Raw genomic sequence first — 21,262 nt, forward strand, 5'->3', positions numbered from 1 at the left:
TCATTCGAGTCTAGACAAAATGACACCAAATGAGTTTTACTATGATCAGCTACCCCAACAAAACAAGGTGGCTTAACTAGAGCGGAATATCACTTATAAATACGCTTTTAGTTGTTCAAACAAGTGGAACCACCTCTGTTTGTAATGATATTTTATAAAATTCAATATTAGATCTGCAGAGAAAAACTTATCAAACTAAGTATTGGCTAGTCTTTTTCTTCGAAAAACTTATCAAACGAAGTATTAAGTTAATCTTTTTCTTCAACTTCTTCCTTAAACTCAAACAAATCATTCATCGTACAGTTAAAGTACTTACACAACTTATCGGCGACTGGTAATTCAATACGTACAGCACGGTCATAATACATACTTGTGAGCGTGTTGCGATTGATACCTGTTGCATGCACCACTTCACTTAATTTTAAAATTTTTCTATCGCCCATGAGGCTAGATAACTTACAAGTAATCATATTTAAATTAATTTACAAAAAATAACTTGCTGTGGGTTATTTGAAGTTGTTGACTGAGTAATACTTTGCTAAAATTAACCTACAGCAGGTTATTACAACTTATAGAAAGTATATTTTATCCATTTCAACTAAATTATAACTTTTTAAATATAAGGATTGAACCTGCATTAGATTATTTTGTGGAGATGACCGCCGTGTTACCAAATGAGTTATTGATCAGCCAGCAAGCTCGTGACTTAGGAAATCAATTAATTAAAGAAATGAACATCAATAGAAGTTATGGAATGGCTAATTTTCTTGGAGTAAATACTTGCTATGATAATCATCAGGCTGTACTTATTTGGACATTTCAACTGCTTGAAAGGGAACCTGCCTTAAATGAATTAGCAGAAATTAAAAAATATTTTCTTTTAATCTTTCCAGATAGTGTTTATCAATTAGCCTAAGTTGTTTTTAAAATTAATTTATTAAATAAAAAGCACTAAATCAAAGAAAGCTTTATTTAAAAATACCTATTAATTCAAAAACATACCATTTACTGAATATATGAAGCATAGGTTCCTGCTCTATCACTCACTCGTACTAAAATTACATCGCTCTTTTTACTGATACTAAACAATTTATGTCCACGCCACGTTCTGCGGCTTCGAGGGCTAGTTTTTGTTGAACCACTGAGAACAAGGACAACAAACTGCCTACTATATTTTCCCGGAGAGTGGTGTAGGAACTTTTTCATTATTGCTAATCATATCAGCGACAACATCAGCAACGAGCTCCTCTATTCCTGAGAATGCTTTAGACTGATCCGCATCAAGCCAAGACAATGATGGAAACTCAGCACATCATTCGTTTAAGACCTATTTTAATGACGGCACTGGTCGCAAGTTTAGGTTTTATTCCAATGGCGTTAAACACTGGAATTGGTGCAGAAGTACAACGACCACTAGCAACAGTTGTTATCGGCGGTATTGTATCTTCTACAATTTTAACTTTGTTTGTATTGCCTATTTTATATCAATGGGCGCATGGCTCTGAGAGTAGCAAACAGCAATCCGACGAAATTTAAAATCAAAAAAAGCAGCTTAATTACTAGGTTATGCCTAATTAAGCTGCTTTTAATATTGTATGCCCAACATTTTATTGATAAAGCTTACTGCGCTTCATCCCGACAATTTTCATTTAAAAACTCAAACTCTATCGTTGTATGCGATAAATGATAGGAAGATAATTTAGCTGCAACTTCTTGTTTAAGCCTAATTAATTCTTTAACGTCAAAGTTGTCACTCAGCTCAAGGTGCGCTGTTAAAACGTGACTTTCACCATCTAGTGACCAAAAGTGCATGTGGTGGATACCATTAACTTCAGGAAATTCCATTAGTGATAGTTTAATACGCTTTTGAGTCTCTTTATCGGGTGCAGCTTGAAGAAATAAAACGAGTGTTGATTTCAGGTTTTTGAAAACATTAAACAAGATGAACAGCGTGAACCCTATTGATAAAAGGGGATCTAATATCGGCAGTTCAGCGAACAACAGTACGATAGAGACTATAAGAACGGCAACCCATCCAAGTACATCTTCAAGAAGGTGCCATGTCAGCACTTTCTCATTTAATGTTTCACCCGCTTTTAATTTTAATACAGCATATCCGTTAACGGCAACGCCGAGTATCGCTAGCCCTAACATCCCCTCGACTACAGGCATTTCAGGATTGGACAGCTTTGGAATTGCTTCAAATAAAATCCAAATTGAGCCAATGATTAAAACAATACTGTTTATCAATGCGCCAAAGAGAGTAAGTCTACGATAACCATAACTAAACTTATCTGATGCTTCTTTATCTGAAAAACGACTTAAAATCCACGCAAAACCTATTGAAAGACTATCACCAAGATCGTGAACTGCATCTGCCATTATCGCCGTACTGTTAGTGAGCCAACCACCTATAAATTCGATAATAGTGAATGTCACATTAAGGAAAAATGCCCAACCAATACGGTCATCTTTACCATGTTGATGACTATGATTATGGTTGTGCATTTTGTACCTCTAGTACTTTTCTATTTCTTAGTTTTGATACATTCATATTAATCAAGTGACGTATCAAGCGTTGATATATCCAGCGTTTGAACCCCGACAAGTTAGTCCCTTTTTCGAGATAGAACTCATCAGGGGAATCATAAAGCCCAAAGTCATCATGAATACCTTCTTTTTGAATATAGGTATTTTCTCCACGCCAATCTGTATCTGGTGATGAAAAGCACTTTGTTGCAACACCATAACCACAAAAATCATCTTTTACAAACTGATAAGCGGCACCAATTTTGTTGAAGTTATCCAAGTTTTTCCACCTACGTTGATCGATCAAGGATTGGATATCTTTGTGTTCAAAATTAACGATATTCGTATTGTTTAAATATTTCTCAGTCATTTTTTATATATCCTTTTCGTTGCATACTTATACTATAGACTCTATAGTAACTATAGAGTCAAATGTCTGGGGGAAATTGATGAAAATAGGCGAATTGTCAAAAAAATCGGGCTGTTCAATACAAACGATTAGATATTATGAAAGAGAAGGATTACTGTTAAATCCAAATCGTTCAGAAGGTAATTTCAGGCTGTATGATAGCAAAGCACTTAAACAATTGGAATTCGTAAAGCATTGTCGCAGCCTAGATATATCACTCAATGATATTAAACGTCTTATCGAATTAAAAAATAAGCCAGAAGAAAGCTGCTCTAGCGTTAATGCATTAATTGATCAGCAACTTGCACTAGTGAATAAACGCATGAAAGAATTAAGGGCGCTTAAAGCTGAATTACAACAAATGGCTAGTGCTTGTGGTTCGAACAACCCAACATACTCATTATATTCTGCTGACCATGTAACACGGCAAGTATATTGTTTACTATCCATTTGAAACCCCATAATGTTTTAAGTCTATGTATAAAAGTACGATTTTCACTTAGCAGTACTTAAATAATCACCCCACCACTGCATCATTTCAGTCCGCTGGGCTAAATAGTCAGCGTGATTATAGCTGGCACGGGTACGGTTCTTATCAATATGTGAAAGTTGTGCCTCAATCCAGTTATCCTGGAACAAACCTGAGTCATTCAAAATGGTACTAAAAGTGGAACGTAGTCCATGAGAGGATAATTGATGTTTTCCATAGCCCATCTTACGTATAGCCATATTTAATGTATTAAAATGAATCGGTTGATTATGTTTCCGTGGGCTAGCAAAAATGTACTTTTCACCGTATGACCATTGCATGACGTCTTTTAAAATATCTAAAGCCTGATCTGAAAGTGGAACTAAGAAGTCGGGAATCTCATGGCCTAATATGACTTTTCGTCGAAACTGTTTAATATGCAAGGCAGGTATTTTCCAGACTTTTTCATTTAAATCAAAATGATGAGGCTCAGCCAATAACAATTCAGCCCCTCGCACGCCAGTATGTAATTTGAACAGCAGTGCTTTTTTAATAATCGGATGGGCATCCAATTTTTGTAATTTATACTTAAAATCAGATATATCCTCCGCTTTCAAATACGGATAATTTTTCTTGATTTTACTGTTAATGGCGATTTTATTTAAACCATGCGCGATGTTGAATTCACAATAACCCATCGCTACAGCGTAGTCATAAATTTGGTTCAAATAACTACAAGCTTTCTTGACAGGTTCTTTTACTTGGCGTCCCTCTATTTTTTTGATTACTGAAACCAGGTCATAACGCTTGATGTTTTGAAAAGGTAGATCCTGAAGGTCTGGATAAATATCTTGCTGTAAGCATCTTTCTGCTAACTGTAGTACACCACAGCGGGGTAGATCGTTGAAGGCATTTTTCAGTTTGAACTGTAACCACTCCTCCCCGACCTTACCAAAGGTGATGACATTAGAGGCAGTATCTTGTTCAAAACAGAAATCATTGTCTTTAAAGTCATCTCTGACTTGTCGTGCCTTTTTCAGCGATAAATCAGGATAACGACCTAACTGAATGCGTCGACGTTTTTTAGTTTGTGGATCTGTATAGCGATAGCACCAAGATTTTCTTCCACTCGGCTCAATCTTCAGGCTAAGCCCATCTTCATCGGATAAAAAACTGGTTTTTTCCTTACAATGAGCTTGGCGAACTTTAATTTCAGTAAGACTCATGGAATTTAAATGAAACCTAACAATGGGTTGATTGGATCAATTATATCAAAATAGAACGCTTTATGTATGATGCGTACACTACGCATCATATATATTTGTAATATATTGTTTTATATATTTAATATTTTAAGTATTTGTATTTTAGTAACCATTATAAGTACCACCTCTTCTTTAAGTTCCCAACAACTCACTTTTTCTGTCATCAATGTTAAATAAGTCTTGTGCTTTAAATTCTTAGATGACCTCCTCTACCCTTTATTATCATTTTTATAAAAGTAACTATATGTACTCATTAAAATTTGTAGAGCTCAAAAACAAAAAAGACCGCTATATAGCAGTCTTTTAACTTAATTAAATAATAATTAATTCATTTTCATCATAAGTGCATAAGCATCACGTTTGTTTTGACGCAATGATTCTATCTCGGACTTCGTCAGCTGTTTTACGAGAGTAATTAACTATAACTAAAAATATAGACAAATATTTGCATAAGTTCTCATTTTGTCTATGTCGATTCAGTAGTGGCAAGGTGGGTATTTATTAGAGATTTAAATGATTATCTTTTGTATTTTAGGTGAGTGTCTTGGTATATTAGCATCCATATCTATTGATTATCCAATCCCTTAACCTAGGCATGACTTTGTGAAATTAACACGCATCCACCATTGTAAAAACTTGAATGTGCAAAAGTACAAACAGCTTGAGAAACAAGCTGTTTTACTTGGTCGTATTCGTAGCGAGGTGTGGGCTAAATATGGTGCTATTTCAGGTTTGAATATCAGTGACAGAGCTATTCGTGATGCGTGGATGAAAGAAAGTCGTGACTTTGGTGTTTCTGCAAATGCGTGGAAAGAAACGCTACGTGATTGCATAGGTGATATTAAAGCCTATCGAGAAGCATCAAAAGACAAAGTAAAGCAGGCGATCCGAAAACGCACCTCCTGTAATAATGAACAAAAAAGACTATACACCTTGCTTAAAAAAGATGAATGGATGACTGATAATTTCCTCCATCGTCAAATGCGTAATCACTTTAAGCATGGTGTTAATCACACACATAATCAAATTATTGTTCGTGCGGATATGTGTAAAACCTTTGAGTTAAATGGTCAATGTTGGCTTAAAGTACCAAGCCTAATCCCTCGACAAACCATTAAAATCCCATTAAATACGACTGTTGATTTTGCGCCACAAGGCACACTTAGAATCATTCTAAAAAACGGTAATGTTGAAGTTCACTCAACTTATGATGCAGTTGAAACACAGGATTGTGGTCAGGAAACCGTAGGTGTTGATAAAGGGTACTCAGAAGCTTTTGTGGACTCTGATGGCGATGTATATGGGAGTGGTCTAGGCAAGCTGATCTCAAGTGAATCAGATTATTTAAATCAAAAGTACAAGCACAGAAACAAGCTCAGAGCGATTGCTAAAGCTAAACCACACAAGAAACAGAAAATTGAGTTAAATAATCTAGGTCGAAAAAAACTAGATAAGCGACAAGATACTCAAAAAGCAAAGCTCAAAACATTAATATTTACAGCAACTCACAAGTTGGTTGATAAAGCCAAAGTGATTGTTGCGGAAGATTTAACATCCCCAATTCAAAGTAAACGCAACTATGGCAAAAACACCAATAGACGCTTAAATACATGGGCTAAAGGTTTGTTAGCTAATGCCCTAACTTCTATATCTCACCGTAGAGGTTCTACGGTGCATCTAGTCAATTCTGCATATACTTCGCAAAGTGATTCTTTCTTGCATGGCCTTTTAATAGGTACACGTAAGGGAGATCGTTTTCACCGTTTCAATGGGGAAGTTGTGCAAGCTGATTGGAATGCTGCGAGAAACGTGCTTGCAAGATTAAACGACAATGAGATAAGTCGTTATACGCCTTACAAAACTGTAAAGCGTATATTGCAAGAACGGACTGACCGCTACAAGTCGGAACTGACCGACTCAGGCTCTAGTTACACGCTTGGCAACAAGACATTAACAGAGTGCGAATTAGTCCTTGAGTATGTTTGAATACATTTTAAGGAACAGTAGGATAAAAACATGCACTTATTTAAATTAACTGACGAACAACTCGCACAAATTCTTATCCCGAAACGATTTGTACCACCTACTCCACCTGAACATGAAGGCAAGAATATGGTCTATGTATTTGATAGTGAGGATAAGTTTGAACTGACTTATGATGAGCTGGTGGAAATCATTAGCAAAGCTAGAATGGCTGGTCCGAAGTTGATACCTGTCTTAGGCACCGTGAATTAAATTGTGCAGTGTTCGCACGCCACTTGAAACATAACTTGATTGGAAATGAATTTGGGCTGAGAAAAATTCAGTTCAAATTTAACCTGACGGGCACACTAAAAAATGGGTAATTGTCAGATCGAGTTTGGACTACAACACTTTAGCTCATCGATTTACCATACCGCTAATCTTCACACCATTTTCGTAAATCCAGCGATCAAACTGTGATACTACATTCCGCTTATTAATCCAAGTCAGCATGGTGCTTTTCATAAAGGCAGTTTACTTATAAACAGGGAAATTTCTAAACAATTCCCCTTTAACATGCTTAGGCTATTTGATCCAGAGTTCATCTTTTTGCATCATTTTTAACATTAAATTAAATATAACCAGCGGAGTAACATTTTTTTTGTTAGAGCCGACAACTCTTTGAAAACTAAATTTAACGGTTCGCTCAGGAGCATCCAAATTAACTGGGTAGTTTTGTTTTTCTAAATACAGATGATCTCCTAACATTGGCTCTATACCAGTAATAAAATTAACAATTTGTTGCTCATCACCTTTCATTCGGCATTGAAAATGTAGAAAATTCTTACGCAGTTTTCCAAATAATAATAATATTTTAAGCGCCTTAACCATGTTCTTTTCTTTCAGTGCATCTTGCTGCCTATCATCTTTATAATGAAAATCAAGGAGAGGAATTATTTCATCTGGACGAGTCAGTTTTTTAGCCTTTTCGTAAAGTTCATCAAACCAACTCTCTTCTAAATTCTTACTATAAACATAATTCGTTTTTAAATTAAATTTTTGGCGATCCATCCATTTAGTGCTCATCCATTGACATCGTTGCATCCATTCTTGAGCTTGGGTATCTTCGCTTAATCGACCTTCTCTAAAACTTATCAAACGTTGAAAAGGTGTCAGAGTACTCTTCTCTATACTAAACTTCTTTTCTTGTCGGCCAGCCATCGTAACTGGCTGTGTTTGCTGATAAGAATTAAACCATTTCTGCTGCTGAGTATAACGATTTAGGTTTATGTAGTCTGTACTTGACTTCACTGGACTAAAACACTGTTCTAATACTTTTTTTGAAATGATACACGGCGAATTATAAATTCGATCGACTGCTAATAAATCCAAAACATGAAGGTAATTTGAAGCCGTTTGCTCAATACTGCTATGCCCCATCCAAGAGGCGAGCACCTGCCATTTATGTTGAATAATCTCTTCTTGAGCACGTGCTTTCATACCAAACAATAAATCCCTCATCTTTTTTGCTTTTACCCAAGGACAATCTGTGTAGGTCTTGATCATTTCTTTTGAACCGAGCAAAGTTATTGCTAGATAGTTAGCAGCACTGTGGCGTAATGTATGAAAACTAAAGCCATGATGCATACCTAATATTTGACTAAACAAATCTACTGTAATTTTGCTGATACATTGATCAGTTAATACACGATGATTCACACTAAAAAGTAGATCATCCTGCTGATTAACCAAATATTGCTCATAACGATGTTGTATGTAACGTTGTACTACTAAAAACTCATGTTCTGACAATGCAATTTTCAATGGTATTTGACGATTCGCACTTCGCGTTTTCAGACGGCGATATGAATTGTCTTGGATATGAAGCGTGATATTATTAAAAACTGTATTTTCTTTTTCTTTATAAAGTAGCTCTGGGCAAATAATATCTTGTATTTTAAGACAACGAACTTCATTTAATCGAAGTCCAGTTCTATAACTTAGTAAATACATCAGCTTTAAACAACTCAGATGATCGACCCACTCTGATGCCGTTGGCTCTTGACTTAAATTTTCTAGTTTTTCCAATAATTTGCCAAATAGCAAAGGACTCACTAGCCGTGCATTGCAAATTTGTAAATGCTTAAAACTTGAATTCTGTAACACCAATACCCCTGGAGCATCATAATTCTCTATACAGAATTGATGAAAATCTTTTAGGCGACCAAAACGGTATTCTGCGCTTTGGTGCATCTTACGAGAGGTTTTTCCTTTCACCGAATCTCGTTGAACTGCTTTTTCATCACGTTCACTGCTGTATTTCAATAGCTGCCGATATAAATCCTCATAGTCATCTATGGATTGTTGCTTTAAATCTAATTTATTGAGCCAAATCTCAAATATAAATTCTTTGCCAAACGATCCTAAGTAGCTTTCAATAGTTGATAATTGAAGCCCTCGTTTTTTTAAATGCATTAACCAGTGAATTAAGCGTAGTTGAGCATCAATTAAAGACTTTTCCTCCGTATTAGCATCAACTATCTTCTCCTCTAACACCCTTCTAGTTTCTTGCCAAAAACGTAGCGTGCGTTCTTCTTTATTCCTCTTTTTATCTAAACGCTCAACTTTTTGACCTTTACGTTTCTTTTGACCAAACAACATCAACTCATACGGAATCGTTTGTAATTTGCTTTGAACAGTCGGAACTTCAGGAAGTAACTGCTCTTGTTCAAAATGAATAGGGCGATTATCTGGTTCTGTGACTTGATTGTAATCATTATTCCACAGCAATCTAAATTCGGATGGCCTTAAAGCAACAGTATTAATCTCTTGCTGAAGCACATTACTCAAAAATATATCTATGCTGAGGTTTGGATTAAATTCGAGTACCATTTGCACATCATTAAATGCACGAAATCCACGGCGTTTAATTTGATATTGCAGATCCCCAAGACTTTTTTTCCTGCCTATCTTACTCAAGCTTTCTAAAATACAATCTTCAACTGAATGTTGCAGACAAAATTCTTTCTGAGCAGCTTTCAACTTTTTTAAATATTGCAAAATGAACTGCGCATATGGGTTAAAAAAAACATGTTTCCATTGGTACAACTTTCCCTGTTCTACATCGTTGCCATATTGAGAGTTTTCAACACGATAATGTAGTAACAATGGATTAGTGATTTTTTTGTAGTCCGAATGGTATAACCGAAAACAATTCAGATCTGTACCAAGCTCAATGGCCTCCTGCAATTGCTTCTGAATAGCAATCAAATGCTGTTCATCTGCACAGCCTGAAATATATATAAAACTTAAGCATAAATTTCCCCATAAGTACTTTGGTTCATTCCAATATTCAAATGAATCTTGCCAATACTGCCTTAATTCCTTAAGTACATGGATATGTAGATGCCCCTGTTCTAACCGTGACTCTGTACTCTCAATTTTTCTAGGCAGTACGATCCGTTTAGTATGTGGATTTAGCTTAATTCTGTATGATTTTTTATCTACATTCTGGTTGAATTGCTTCCTTCTTTTATTAAATTCATCTTCAGTAAATTGCATCAGTTTTGATTGTTCGTCTCGGCTCAACTTTTGACTCAAACAATCAACACTATCTTTAATGTCATGCCATTTTTCAGCGATCTGCTGATCAAGTTTTTGCTGCATTTCTTTCGTCAATACTTCAGGTGGAGAAGGCTGTCTATCTAGCGACTTTTTCACCATTTTATGAATATCAACAAATAGATCATCTAGTTGTGGTTTTATTAGTTCTTTGATTTTTTGCATACAACTATTTTCGCTCTAAGTGTTTAATCGATAAAGATTTGACATTATCTTGCAATTGCTGGCGGGCTTGCTGTACATAGACATTCGGGATAAGTGAAGAATGCGGATGAAAAGCCTCTCGGTCACGTTGGTCATGACCATACAGGGCCTGAATTAAGTGAAAAGCTAATGCTGGTTTACCCTCTTGCTGCTCATGCATCAAAAAGTTCATGTCAAAATGACGTAACCAATTCGAATACATATTCTTTGGAAAGACTCCTTGCATATATGAATTCACCCATTTTCTCGATAAAGGGATTAACTTAATTTTCCTGCTCTGCCATTCTTTGACAGTTATCGGCAAGATATCTTTACTAAAAATGACCTTACCAAAAAGATCATTTACAGTTATCTTCTTCTTTGCAAAGACTTGTCTAAAAAATGAACCGTACGCTTCAATAATTTGTTCTAAAAAGGCAGTGTAATTTTGCAGTGTTTTTATGAAAAAATCAGATAAAGGGATAAAACGACCATCTTTTCTTGCTTTACTATTTTTTTTATCATTCACATATAAAAGCTTGAGCTCAACACAATAATCATCCAAATTCCCCAACAGGTTTTTTTTAGGCCGACTTGCCAAACTCAACAAACTGATATGCCACATCCAACACGCATATGCATTAAGTTGATTAATAATGTGCTTATCTTCTTGGATGTTTTCGTGACAATGTCTATGTAAAATATGGAATTGCTCTTTCACAAAATTGGGTTCAAGTGCCAGTTGGCTCCCTATCCTTCCTATAGATAATGCAGATTGCACTTTGAATTGTTGTTGCAATATTTTTAGTTCAGCCGTGTCTTCAGTAAAATGTGTGGAATGTGGTGTAAGTGCTTTTTCTAAAAAGGCTAGATATGTGCTACTGAGTTGAGTTTTCGGTAGCCCGCCATAATAGATACCAGGCATGTGATGCTGACTATCCCGCCCAGCAATTACATGAGCAAGATATTCATTATATGTTTCATAATATATATGAAAATATAATTGAGCCTGCAGTTTTTCTACAGTGATCGAACCTACAAACCGATTATCAAGCCAATTCTTAAGTTTCGTATTAATGTGTGTTGATGAAATTAGTGGATTCGATGCTTGTTCTATATAGTCAAACCAAGCAGAAGGTAAATGTAGTTGATGTGTCATCACTTCATTCCACCGCACATGATTTAAGCTCTTAATCTTCTGCTCTGTAATTTTAAGATTTAATTTGAGTAAATATTCGCGACGTCTACTTGAACCATTCTGGATCAAAATTCCATCTTGAATAAGCTCGTTAAAATCCATCAGTGCGACGGGTGATAATCCCGTCAAAAGTGACAATAAACATGCTGCAGCGATTGCAGCATCCCTCCAGTGCCCGGATAACTCGGTTCTCAACACATAAACAATTTGCTTCAGTATATCTGGCGCCAAATAATGTGGATTTGTAACAAAAGGAGCATGACGGCGCTGGCGATGCCGCATTAGATGCGTCGCATTATCGCTGAGTATATAATTTAAATTTTTAGACTTTTCATCTTCTGAATAAAACTCCATTTCAGGATCTAATAGATCAACTTCACCCTCTTCATCTTTGTGAAGAGCGGCATCATAAATACTAATCTTTGCGTTATGTCCAATATCTACTTGCTTACCCGTTTTAATTTCACGAAATTTTTTGAGTTCATTTTTCGTCGGCCATTGCAAAACTTTGCTTTTTTTTGACTTACGCTGACGATGAACTACACGACGATCATCTAGTCTTTTAAAAATTATTAATAGAGCCGATAAATACTCTATGACTTGTACTTGTTCGAAATCTTTAATATTAAAAAGTTGATTACGATCCTCTTTTTTCAAATTACGTTCGTACGTGACATAACAATTTAGCAGCTTACTACATTCATGAAATAATTCAGCATGATTAGAATCCAGCACATATCGTGAGACATAGCGTAATAGGTCACAAACATGTTTTTGCTTATTCTCAGCTTTATCAATTTTTGCAAATTCTTGATACTGCCGATATGTTAAAAAACTCGCTTGTAGAATCAAATAACGTTGCGATGACAGCTCTTGTGTATTACTAGAATCTGGACATGCAAAAAAACTCACAGCAGCTAAAAAAGAATACTTACCGATCTGTCTGGAGCCTGATATATAGCTATAAATTTGTTGTGCTAATTTGTATAGAGCGTAGACATCTTTATACAAATCATCTGATAGATCGACAAATTGTGTATTTACAATATCATCACGTAATAGACAATAATCTTGTTGATATTTTTCTGCTAAATCTAAGAATTGCTCTTGTGTTTCAATGTTTGGCATATTCATTTTCGCTTAATATTTTTATCACGTTGCATTGTTTAAATTCATTGTGATCAGAACGATTTGGTAAAAGTTGATCCTTTATTGAATTCTTTGTTAGCTTAAAAAATCTTGCAAAAAATTTAGCATCCAGTTCTTTCTGAGCTTTTCTTTCAAAGCACAAGTGTTGTTGTGATTTTTCGATAAAATCATCAAGATTATGTATCAACTGTAAGATTGCAACATAATTAGAATGCACACGTAAGCCTGGCTCCGTTTGCATCAATAGCAAGATTTTTTGCCAAATTTTCACATAGATTATTTTGAACTTTGCTTGTACTACTACTTTCTGACTCTGTTTAATCTTTTTGATTTTCAGTAGTTCTGAGTTAATTTTTACTATCTCAAGTTGAACATTTTTTCGGTCAAAGCAAAAGGGCATGATAAATTGCCCCATAAAAATTTCTATATTTTTTACCAAATAGTCAAATCTTAACATTTTTATCGATTTAAAAAATGAGCATATCTTTGTATATGAAACTTCATTTAATTTATCAACTAAATTTTCTCAAAATTACAATTCTCAACAAATACATACGGTTTGCTTATCTATGACGGTCTAAATTTTAAGAATTCTTCCACTTTTTTTTAGTTTTCTGTTATTACATGAAACAATACCGTTGTATTACATTTTAGAAATGCTGTGTATGCAGCATTGATCAAAAAGATTCTCTGCTATACTTACTTCACGTGTAGCATCAATGGAGTTTCGAAATGCTCAGAACCACTGAACAGAAAAGAAAATATATTCAAGCGACACGTTCGCAAAACTATCAAGCCAGCCTAAAGCTTGAAGGCATTACAACGACAGCTCAAACAACTCAACAAAGTAAAGCTGAAATCTTGCAAAAATATAAGAAGTATTCGCAACCCGAATCTTAGTCAGGTGCATGTATGGATAAATATGGGGAAATGGGTGACAGCCTGTATTGTTACCCTGGCACAAATATCCTAAAGAACAAACTCAATATTCGTGATGAACAAATTTTAGAACAAGCTGAACTAGAACTGTCTGGATTGGCAAGTAACTTAATTGAATATGCTGAACCACCTTACGACTTACAATACTTAAAATCAATTCATGCGCAGCTCTTTGGCGACTTATACGACTGGGCAGGAAAGTTAAGACAAATCGATATTTCCAAAGGTGACACCCGTTTTTGTAATTTTTCCCGTATTGAAATTGAAACCAATAAACTACTCAAACCGCTTCAAGAAAAAAAATACTTTCAAGGCTTAGCACCACAACAACTGATTCCTCAACTTGCCGACTTGTATTGTGAGCTTAATGTCATACACCCATTCCGTGAAGGTAATGGACGTACACAACGGATTTTCTTTGAGCATCTGATTGCTCATTGTGGTTATGGTATTGATTGGTCTCGCATTGACTCTCAACAACAATGGATTCAAGCCAATATTGAAGGTTTTTATGGTAATTTAAATCCATTAATTAAGATTTTTGAAATATGCTTTATTCAAAATACCTAAAATTTAAGTAGTCGAAGCCCACAATCCTTAATGAGCCATCATCTTTGCTTCAATCCACTGATTAATTTCCCAAATAAACCAACAATCACGATTCTTAGAAATCTTAATACTCTTCGGGTAATTTAGGATCGTAATATTCAGATTACTTATCCAGAATTGAATAGATCGTTAACTTAGATAGACTTTTAAGCAATGTAACTTGCCGCATGTTTATCAACATATGTCTCAAAAAAGTCTGCCCATACATAGATTTATGGTGTTTAGTGCTTAAATTTCAGATTAATCTTCGTCTGATGACCTGAATGGATGTTACAGATTACATGCAGGTGAATTACTCTGTGGCTGTATCATGGCTTTTGTGCAATCCAATCCATTTGATCCGAATGTTCTCTTTTGCAATAAAGCAGCCTCTTCTGCTTTTCCTGAACCAACGAACTATGTCATTGATTTGATTCAACCGACAACAGTGATGCTGAATCAAATCTCCAAAGAAGGGATTAAATGCAAGAAATGTGGTAAGAAAAAGATAGGGGATGGAAGTTATTATCCGTCTAATTGGAACCAGCCCATGAGTCGAGATCAGTTGAGTAAGAATCATTTTAAATGAATAAGAGAAGGATGGCTTACCTCACTTCTCCGAATAACAATGCTATGCTTTTCAACCAAGGTTATAAATTGGCAACTACATTTCATTCTTCTTCATGCTGGTCCTATAGCCTGTAGACAATTACTACATCATTTGCATTCAATGCTCAATACAGCCTGTCAGCAGAACCGCAGCGATACTTTTTTTCGTGCATACATGTAGTGTTTAAATCCATTCATTTTTCAATGATCCTCTGCCGTTTATCACATTTATGGTCGATCTTTAACCTTGTGAAAAATGCACATACCGATCCCTTCAAACTGTCAAATTTATGTATGCATGACATTTAAAGAAAATTATCTGATCAATTTTTTTAGGTAAAATTCATCAAGAAAAAAGTTATTATTATTCATAACATCACCAATAACCACATAAAAACAATAATTTAATAAATTATTCTTCCAATTTTTTTATATTTAGTGTTATTACCTCTAAATCCATGTTTACCACCTTCTATTACATAAGTAATTTAGAAGTATCCACGATATAAATTGCTTGCCCTCACACCTCTCCCCTCTCACGCCCAAAAAATTTATACTGAAAGGCAGATTAAGCCCGTTCGAGTTACATATAGCCGCATGCTATATTGAAAGCATTAAGAAAATATCCTCAATATTTATAGGATTTTTAAAGTATGAACTAATTTTCGAAGAACCCTTTCTAAGTAATGTGACCTATTAGGAAAAATGAAAATACTGAAATCTCCGTATCAACAATCAGTCAAAGTACATCCTGATGATTTTCTGTAACCGATACCCAAGGACTATACCTACCCTTCTGATGTGCTGTGCAACAAAGCCCTCCTTAGCCACACTATAGCTATAGATTAATTCCATTATTTTGTGATTTAATTAAATTATTCATTCTTAAGACCCAATTTAATGGATTTATATTTCACTAAACCAGAAGAAGTTGTGACTCTTTTAGGTGAGCGTTTACGTAAGCAACGACTCTTTCTGGAGATGTCTCAAGCTGAGGTAGCAGCACGCGCTGGTGTCGGCGTGAATACAGTTTCGAATCTTGAAGCGGGACGAAATGTATCTGTTGAAAATTTAGTCCGTATTGCAATGGTCTTGGGTCGATTAAACGAACTTCAGGAACTATTTAAACCTCAGCTTAACAGTGTGAATGACATTCTTCGCTATGAGAGTCAAAGTAAGCGCCACCGTATTAAGAGGAAGGGATAATGCTCAATAGACTTAATGTTTATTACAACGGTTGGGGCGAATCATGGTTATGGGGAACGCTGATTAGTTCAACAGCCACGACAGGTAGACCCACCATTGCTTTTGAATATAGTCCAGAAGCAATACAGCAAGGTGTTGAGCTCTCTTCTTACTTGCTGCCTTTAAAAGGTCTACCATTCAGACAAGGTTTTCCTACTCATCAAATGGGACTCCCAGGTCCAGTCTATGACGCTTTACCAGATGGTTGGGGCATGATGTTGATGGATCGATATTTCAAAAAAATTGGCTTAAATTCAGCACGAATTGGACCTTTGGAGCGTCTGACCTATATTAGTAGTCACGCAATGGGTGCCCTCTCCTTTGAACCTTGTGTTGCTGACATGCAAACCTCAGAAAATATCCCTTTACAACAACTGGCCCAGGAAGTTCAAGAAGTACTCAAAGGTGAAGGTGGTGAATTTCTACAGCATTTATTGGTCATGGGTGGCTCCCCTCAAGGTGCCAGACCAAAAGCGTTGGTTTACCGAGATCCTGTCAATTTAGAGTTTTCGACTCAAGATTCTGATCAACATGAAGCCTGGCTGATTAAGTTTCCTGCTCAGCAAGAGCATCCTGAAGTCTGCGCCATTGAAGCCGTCTATGCAGAATGTTTGCGACTTTGTGCAATTGAGACTCCAGATACCCATTTCTTTAATTTGCCCAATGGTTTAACGGCTTTTGCTTCTAAACGATTCGATCGTCAAAATGGTATGCGGATTCCAATGCAGAGTTTGGCTGCATATACAGGAGCAGACTATAAAGTTCCAGGTAGCCTAGACTATCGCAATTTTCTCCGGGCAACCTTGATGTGTACGCAAGATGTACGAGAAAGATTGCATGCTTTTAAACGTGCTGTGTTTAATGTGCTTTTCAATAATCGGGATGACCATACTAAGAACTTTTCATTTCTCATGGAGAAAAATGGTCAATGGAAATTGGCTCCAGCCTATGATGTGACCTTCTGCGAGGGTCCAGGTGGTTATCATCAAATGGACATTATGGGAGAAGCGCTCAATATTTCCCGAAATGACATACATAAACTCGGTACTTCAGAAGCTAATCTGACTACTCTAGAAGTCGATGAGATCATCTTGACCATGCGTGAAATTGCACTTCAATTTAGTCAAATTGCGCAGCGCCTGTATCCCCATCAAATTCGAGAATCTACCCTACAGATGATTCAATCACGGATTCAACAGAATATTGATTTTTTAACTGAAACCTAAGCGTAAATATAAACTAAGCGCCAACCATCAACTGCAAATAGACTTTGATATAGTTAGTCGCTACATAATCTGTAGAACCTGTGAATTAGCTCTCTTTATAATCACGAATATTAGATGGATCACCGCCAAGATATATTCTGCAAACGTGAAATCACTACATCCAGATCGAAAATCACTAAGAAAAAACTGTCACCAAAAAAAGGTCTGCACTATGGATAGATGCAGACCAAACTCTGGATAACTACCAGCACGAGAAATATGTCGCAATTTTGCATAGACATGAATTTGATAAAATCAGCCCAGAAAGCCAGAAATTCATAAAAACTATTTCATCAATCCCCTATAACTTAATCACGTTCATGGTCGATCTTAAATCTTGTGAAAAGTACTCATGCTGACCTAGCCAAACTGTAAAACTCATGTATTCATAGCCTTTAAATGAATCTTTCAATCGGTATATTTAAGGTAAAAACTAGTAATCAGAAGTTATTATCACCCCCATATAAAACAAGGATCAACTTAAAAACAATAACTTAGTAAATTATTCTTCCATTTTTTTTATATTTAGTGTTATTTACTGTAGTCATTAGAACACTCTTCTTTGGAATACTCTGAAGAAAACTGTAAGGTTGTAAACAGACCAAGTTACAGCGAGTAACTGATTCAGAAAAAGGCTGGTTGTATGGTGAAAGTTTAGAGTTACTGTTCTAATGTTTTAAACAAATGTTTTGTTAAAAAGGAGCAACATATGAAATTTCACATCGCTAATATGACTTGTGGTGGTTGTGCACGCGGCATTACTACCGCAATTAAAGAGCTCGACTCGAATGCCTCACTCGATATTGATTTACAAAACCGTATTATTGAAATCAACACAACGGTGAGTCAGGATCAAGTCATTGCCACTCTCAGTGAGCGTGGATTTACAGCTGATCCTGCTTAATCTCTGTTAGAGTAACAGTGGGAATTCCTTACCACTTTTACTCTCTTATTTTCCTCATCGTACAGATAAAACCTGTACTTGCTTGAAATAAAAGTAATCCCTGAATTCCACCTAATCTTGGTTCGAGCTGATCTTCGCATATAGAACTCAGCATATCTAAATGATAGAGATCGTATATGAGTACCGAAATGACTGATACGCCACACTACAGTGAAACATTAGAGATTGAGGGGATGACATGTGCTTCTTGTGTAGGCCGTGTGGAAAAAGCTTTAAAATCTGTTGAGGGTGTTGAATCGGCTCATGTAAATCTGGCTACCGAAAAAGCAGTCATTTATGCGCATCAACCACTTGATCGCGCTACTTTAATTAAAGCCGTAGAAAAAGCAGGCTACGAAGGGCTTTGTTGCATAAATATGTAAGCATCTGATTTAAATAAATTTAATTTTGGATCAAAAAACAATCAAAACTTTTAAAATCATATAGTTATGAAATCTTTGTGCAACAAAGCCCTGAATCCATAAGAGTTCCGATCAGCAGTGGTCTCCGCGATGGGTTCCAAAGCCAGCAGATGGAGCGCCTGCATGGCCCGGCATTTCATCGTGGGTATCCCGAGAGGTCTCATCTTGCCATTTTTCTTCGGAATAAGGACTCTCCGAAGCGGAAGGGGCGTGTAACCTCGCCTCTTCAACGACATCATCGCACCGGTCTTGGCCTTGGGTGTATTCCAAGTCACCTTGTCGACCCCAGCCGTGTTTTTGCCTTTGTTTTCAGACACTCGTTTGACGGCCAATGCTTTGCCACTAAACGAGTGAGTCAGCAGCCATTGCAAAGCTTTCGCCTTGTTATGCCTGCCGTCTTGTACCGCCTTCACAATACGCGCTTGCAGCCCTCTGACATGACGCTGTACAGCAATCCAATCGATGCTGTCCCACGATGTGCTGGAAGGTGCACACGCTGATACTGCTGCATTCATTTGCTCTCCCTCCATTAAAAGGGTTCTACACACTCTCTTGTGATGAGAGACCATAAGGACGTCAGCCCGCTTTCGCGTGGGGTAATGTTTCAACCTCTATCCAACCCATTACAGACTGGCATTCGCTTTTTCCTCGTTCCTTCGCCCGCATCACCATGGGCAGTTTTTGCAAACTGCTTTCCCAATGGGAGTAATACGGGATTTCCACGTTCCGCTTACTGAAGTACATCGGCTTAGGTGCCTGCTATCGACCGGGAGGCGTATGGGTCACGAATGCGTAGTCGAAAGACGCAATTCCCACCTCCATTACCGTTTTGGTTCGAGCGTATCAGCCATTTCCGCTCGTTCAACTTGACGATCGTTACGCAGATTCACATGTGTTCACCATACCGATTATCTAGCCCTTGTCCGGCTATGGCTGCCAGAAGGGTACGCCTCTCACGATTGATACCCCGCACCTTGCGGTGCCTCGTTACATTGTCGAAGGCGCTCTTTATTCAGCCTTCTAGATTCACCCGGTGACACGGGTGGTTCCCGCAGGGGGAACAACTTCATTAAGCGACTTCGTGTCGCACCTCGACCCAATTATTGCAAATCGGTAGATTGCCATCATCCAGATAGCGGCTTAAAGCTGGCCAACGCTTCAGAGTGTAATTGATGGCCTTGGCGGTGGGAGAACTCGATGGCACTGTCAGATGATGTTGGTTGAGCCATTCATATAGTTGTTGCATCACTGGTTGACTATGCTGTTGTCGGTATTCGCGGCGGTCTTCCGCTGTACCATCGGTCTTTTTCCTGAGCTCTGCTTCTATCGCATACAGTTTCTGAATCAGCACTAATGCCTGTTCAGCGACCTGACTTTTCCCAGTTACATGCAGTTCATGGAATTTACGACGTGCATGCGCCATGCAGCCCACCTCAATGACATCGCCTGATTTAAAGCGTGCTTTATAACCACTGTAATCATCACAGACTAGATAGCCCTGCCAGCCTTTCAAGAACTCTTCAGCATGCTGGCCTGAACGACTATCCTGAAAGTCATAGATCACCGCCTGAACTGGATTGTACTGTGTAGTGGCATAGGCCCAGACATAACCTTTCTTCGGTTTTTTATTATTCTCACCCATCCGCATGATGGTGACCGGTGTTTCATCTGCATGCAGCACCTGCTGTTGTAGTACCACCTCTTTTAAGGCATTGGCCAGAGGTTCCAGTTCTACACCGCAGCGACCTATCCAGTCAGATAAAGTTGATCTAGAAAGTTCGATTCCCGCCCGCTGATAGATCAGACATTGACGGTACAGCGGCAAATGATCGGCATACTTCGATACCAGCACATGGCTGAGCAATTCAGGTGAAGCAATGCCTTTATCAATCACATAGGCGGGCATCGCTTGCTGAGTCAGAGTGTCACACTGATCACAGACCCATTTACCACGCACATGCTGTTCCTTATAGAACTGTGCCGGTCTGAAATGCAGTTTTTCACTGACATCTTCGCCGATACGACGGAGTTGGCAGCCACAAGCACATTGGGTTGATGCAGGTTCATGCTCAATACGGATGGTGTGTAGATGATCTGGCAGTGGTCGACGTTTAGGTTTATTGGTTTTGGCTTTCTGTGTCGCTGCATTAGTTTTATCTGCATTTAGCCGTTCCAGTTCTAGATCAACCGCGGCAATATCTTCTTCAACCGCTTCATCCCACAGATGGATTTGTTTTGCCGTTAAGTGTTCATTCTTTTGGGCGAATTTGTGCTTTTTAAACAGCGCCAGTTCATGCTCGTATTTTTGATTGAGAATAGAAAGATGTTGAACTTTAGAATCTAATTGCTGGTTTGATTGTGCTAGAGACTGATGCTGCATCGCCAACTGCCGGGTAAATTCCAGCAGTTGTTCATGGGTCAGTTGGCTTAAGTCAGGCAGCGTATTCATGACCGCAGTATGCCTGA

18 protein-coding genes and 5 pseudogenes are annotated in these 21,262 nt (G+C 37.3%); 12 read left to right on the top strand and 11 right to left on the bottom strand.

Features of this window, described 5'->3' with window-relative positions:
* Positions 1–248: 248 nt before the first annotated feature.
* Positions 249–470 carry a helix-turn-helix transcriptional regulator gene (locus FTV11_RS14865; protein WP_004658364.1) on the bottom strand — a complete coding sequence of 74 codons (222 nt, stop codon included), beginning with the start codon at positions 468–470 and terminating at the stop codon, positions 249–251.
* Between the two features lie 194 nt (positions 471–664).
* Here FTV11_RS14865 and FTV11_RS14870 point away from each other — a divergent pair, with 194 nt between their 5' ends.
* On the top strand, positions 665–916 hold the full coding sequence (locus tag FTV11_RS14870; RefSeq protein WP_004658363.1) for a hypothetical protein: 252 nt from the start codon (positions 665–667) through the stop codon (positions 914–916).
* Positions 917–1,168: 252 nt separating this feature from the next.
* On the opposite strand, the pseudogene FTV11_RS14875 reads toward FTV11_RS14870, so the two are convergent.
* Positions 1,169–1,312: pseudogene (locus FTV11_RS14875) on the bottom strand (antitoxin HicB); the annotation flags it as partial.
* Between FTV11_RS14875 and FTV11_RS14880 the strand changes: the two are divergent.
* Positions 1,312–1,536: pseudogene (locus FTV11_RS14880) on the top strand (efflux RND transporter permease subunit); the annotation flags it as partial. The pseudogenes FTV11_RS14875 and FTV11_RS14880 overlap by 1 nt on opposite strands.
* A gap of 84 nt (positions 1,537–1,620) precedes the next feature.
* Here FTV11_RS14880 and FTV11_RS14885 read toward each other — a convergent pair.
* Positions 1,621–2,508 (bottom strand): cation diffusion facilitator family transporter, encoded by an 888-nt coding sequence (locus FTV11_RS14885; RefSeq protein WP_127800877.1) that lies wholly within the window; start codon positions 2,506–2,508, stop codon positions 1,621–1,623.
* Positions 2,495–2,899, bottom strand: a complete 405-nt coding sequence (locus FTV11_RS14890) for a hypothetical protein (RefSeq protein WP_163146585.1) — start codon at positions 2,897–2,899, stop codon at positions 2,495–2,497. The genes FTV11_RS14885 and FTV11_RS14890 overlap by 14 nt, the downstream gene beginning before the upstream one ends.
* 79 nt (positions 2,900–2,978) lie before the next feature.
* Between FTV11_RS14890 and FTV11_RS14895 the strand changes: the two genes are divergently transcribed.
* Positions 2,979–3,392: a Cd(II)/Pb(II)-responsive transcriptional regulator gene (locus FTV11_RS14895; protein ID WP_005245163.1), complete on the top strand. Its 414-nt coding sequence runs from the start codon at positions 2,979–2,981 to the stop codon at positions 3,390–3,392.
* A gap of 41 nt (positions 3,393–3,433) precedes the next feature.
* Here the strand turns inward: FTV11_RS14895 and FTV11_RS14900 are convergent, their stop codons facing one another.
* Complete coding sequence (locus FTV11_RS14900; RefSeq protein ID WP_005245164.1) at positions 3,434–4,633, bottom strand: integrase arm-type DNA-binding domain-containing protein; 1,200 nt, start codon at positions 4,631–4,633, stop codon at positions 3,434–3,436.
* A gap of 642 nt (positions 4,634–5,275) precedes the next feature.
* Here FTV11_RS14900 and FTV11_RS14905 point away from each other — a divergent pair.
* The gene (locus FTV11_RS14905; protein ID WP_159153749.1) at positions 5,276–6,658 is read left to right on the top strand and encodes an IS200/IS605 family accessory protein TnpB-related protein; all 1,383 of its coding nucleotides are present in this window, start codon (positions 5,276–5,278) and stop codon (positions 6,656–6,658) included.
* A 30-nt stretch (positions 6,659–6,688) separates the two neighbouring features.
* A complete protein-coding gene (locus FTV11_RS14910) occupies positions 6,689–6,907 on the top strand; it encodes a hypothetical protein (protein ID WP_000550047.1) in 219 nt (72 codons plus the stop codon).
* Between the two features lie 144 nt (positions 6,908–7,051).
* On the opposite strand, the gene FTV11_RS17345 is transcribed toward FTV11_RS14910, so the two are convergent.
* From FTV11_RS17345 to FTV11_RS14925, 4 genes are read right to left on the bottom strand one after another with little or no spacing between them, the layout of a single operon-like run.
* Entirely contained in the window at positions 7,052–7,159 is a 108-nt protein-coding gene (locus FTV11_RS17345) for a hypothetical protein (protein ID WP_372551473.1), read from the bottom strand.
* Between the two features lie 60 nt (positions 7,160–7,219).
* Entirely contained in the window at positions 7,220–10,420 is a 3,201-nt protein-coding gene (locus FTV11_RS14915) for a site-specific integrase (RefSeq protein ID WP_127800785.1), read from the bottom strand.
* Positions 10,421–10,424: 4 nt separating this feature from the next.
* Positions 10,425–12,764: a hypothetical protein gene (locus FTV11_RS14920; RefSeq protein WP_127800787.1), complete on the bottom strand. Its 2,340-nt coding sequence runs from the start codon at positions 12,762–12,764 to the stop codon at positions 10,425–10,427.
* A complete protein-coding gene (locus FTV11_RS14925) occupies positions 12,751–13,200 on the bottom strand; it encodes a hypothetical protein (RefSeq protein ID WP_002046161.1) in 450 nt (149 codons plus the stop codon). The genes FTV11_RS14920 and FTV11_RS14925 overlap by 14 nt, the downstream gene beginning before the upstream one ends.
* 317 nt (positions 13,201–13,517) lie before the next feature.
* On the opposite strand from FTV11_RS14925, the gene FTV11_RS14930 reads away from it, so the two are divergent.
* From FTV11_RS14930 to FTV11_RS14960, 7 genes and pseudogenes are all read left to right on the top strand, one after another.
* On the top strand, positions 13,518–13,685 hold the full coding sequence (locus tag FTV11_RS14930; RefSeq protein ID WP_000946583.1) for a YhfG family protein: 168 nt from the start codon (positions 13,518–13,520) through the stop codon (positions 13,683–13,685).
* A 12-nt stretch (positions 13,686–13,697) separates the two neighbouring features.
* Positions 13,698–14,294 (top strand): putative adenosine monophosphate-protein transferase Fic, encoded by a 597-nt coding sequence (locus FTV11_RS14935; RefSeq protein WP_179990952.1) that lies wholly within the window; start codon positions 13,698–13,700, stop codon positions 14,292–14,294.
* Between the two features lie 349 nt (positions 14,295–14,643).
* Positions 14,644–14,901, top strand: a complete 258-nt coding sequence (locus tag FTV11_RS14940; protein WP_004726728.1) for a hypothetical protein — start codon at positions 14,644–14,646, stop codon at positions 14,899–14,901.
* 920 nt (positions 14,902–15,821) lie between these two features.
* Entirely contained in the window at positions 15,822–16,127 is a 306-nt protein-coding gene (locus tag FTV11_RS14945) for a helix-turn-helix domain-containing protein (RefSeq protein WP_000366814.1), read from the top strand.
* Positions 16,127–17,392, top strand: coding sequence for a type II toxin-antitoxin system HipA family toxin (locus FTV11_RS14950; protein ID WP_000934717.1), 1,266 nt, complete (start codon positions 16,127–16,129; stop codon positions 17,390–17,392). The genes FTV11_RS14945 and FTV11_RS14950 overlap by 1 nt, the downstream gene beginning before the upstream one ends.
* A 748-nt stretch (positions 17,393–18,140) precedes the next feature.
* Entirely contained in the window at positions 18,141–18,335 is a 195-nt protein-coding gene (locus tag FTV11_RS14955; RefSeq protein ID WP_179990953.1) for a heavy-metal-associated domain-containing protein, read from the top strand.
* A gap of 176 nt (positions 18,336–18,511) precedes the next feature.
* Positions 18,512–18,733: pseudogene (locus FTV11_RS14960) on the top strand (cation transporter); the annotation flags it as partial.
* A 113-nt stretch (positions 18,734–18,846) separates the two neighbouring features.
* On the opposite strand, the pseudogene FTV11_RS14965 reads toward FTV11_RS14960, so the two are convergent.
* Both FTV11_RS14965 and FTV11_RS14970 read right to left on the bottom strand, forming a co-directional pair.
* Positions 18,847–19,311, bottom strand: a pseudogene (locus FTV11_RS14965) (reverse transcriptase N-terminal domain-containing protein); the annotation flags it as partial.
* Positions 19,312–19,886: 575 nt separating this feature from the next.
* Positions 19,887–21,245 (bottom strand): annotated as a pseudogene (locus FTV11_RS14970) (IS66-like element ISAba25 family transposase); the annotation flags it as partial.
* Positions 21,246–21,262 lie beyond the last annotated feature (17 nt).

The sequence above is a fragment of the Acinetobacter sp. YH12231 genome (genome assembly GCF_013417755.1).
Taxonomy (GTDB): Bacteria; Pseudomonadota; Gammaproteobacteria; order Pseudomonadales; family Moraxellaceae; genus Acinetobacter; species Acinetobacter amyesii.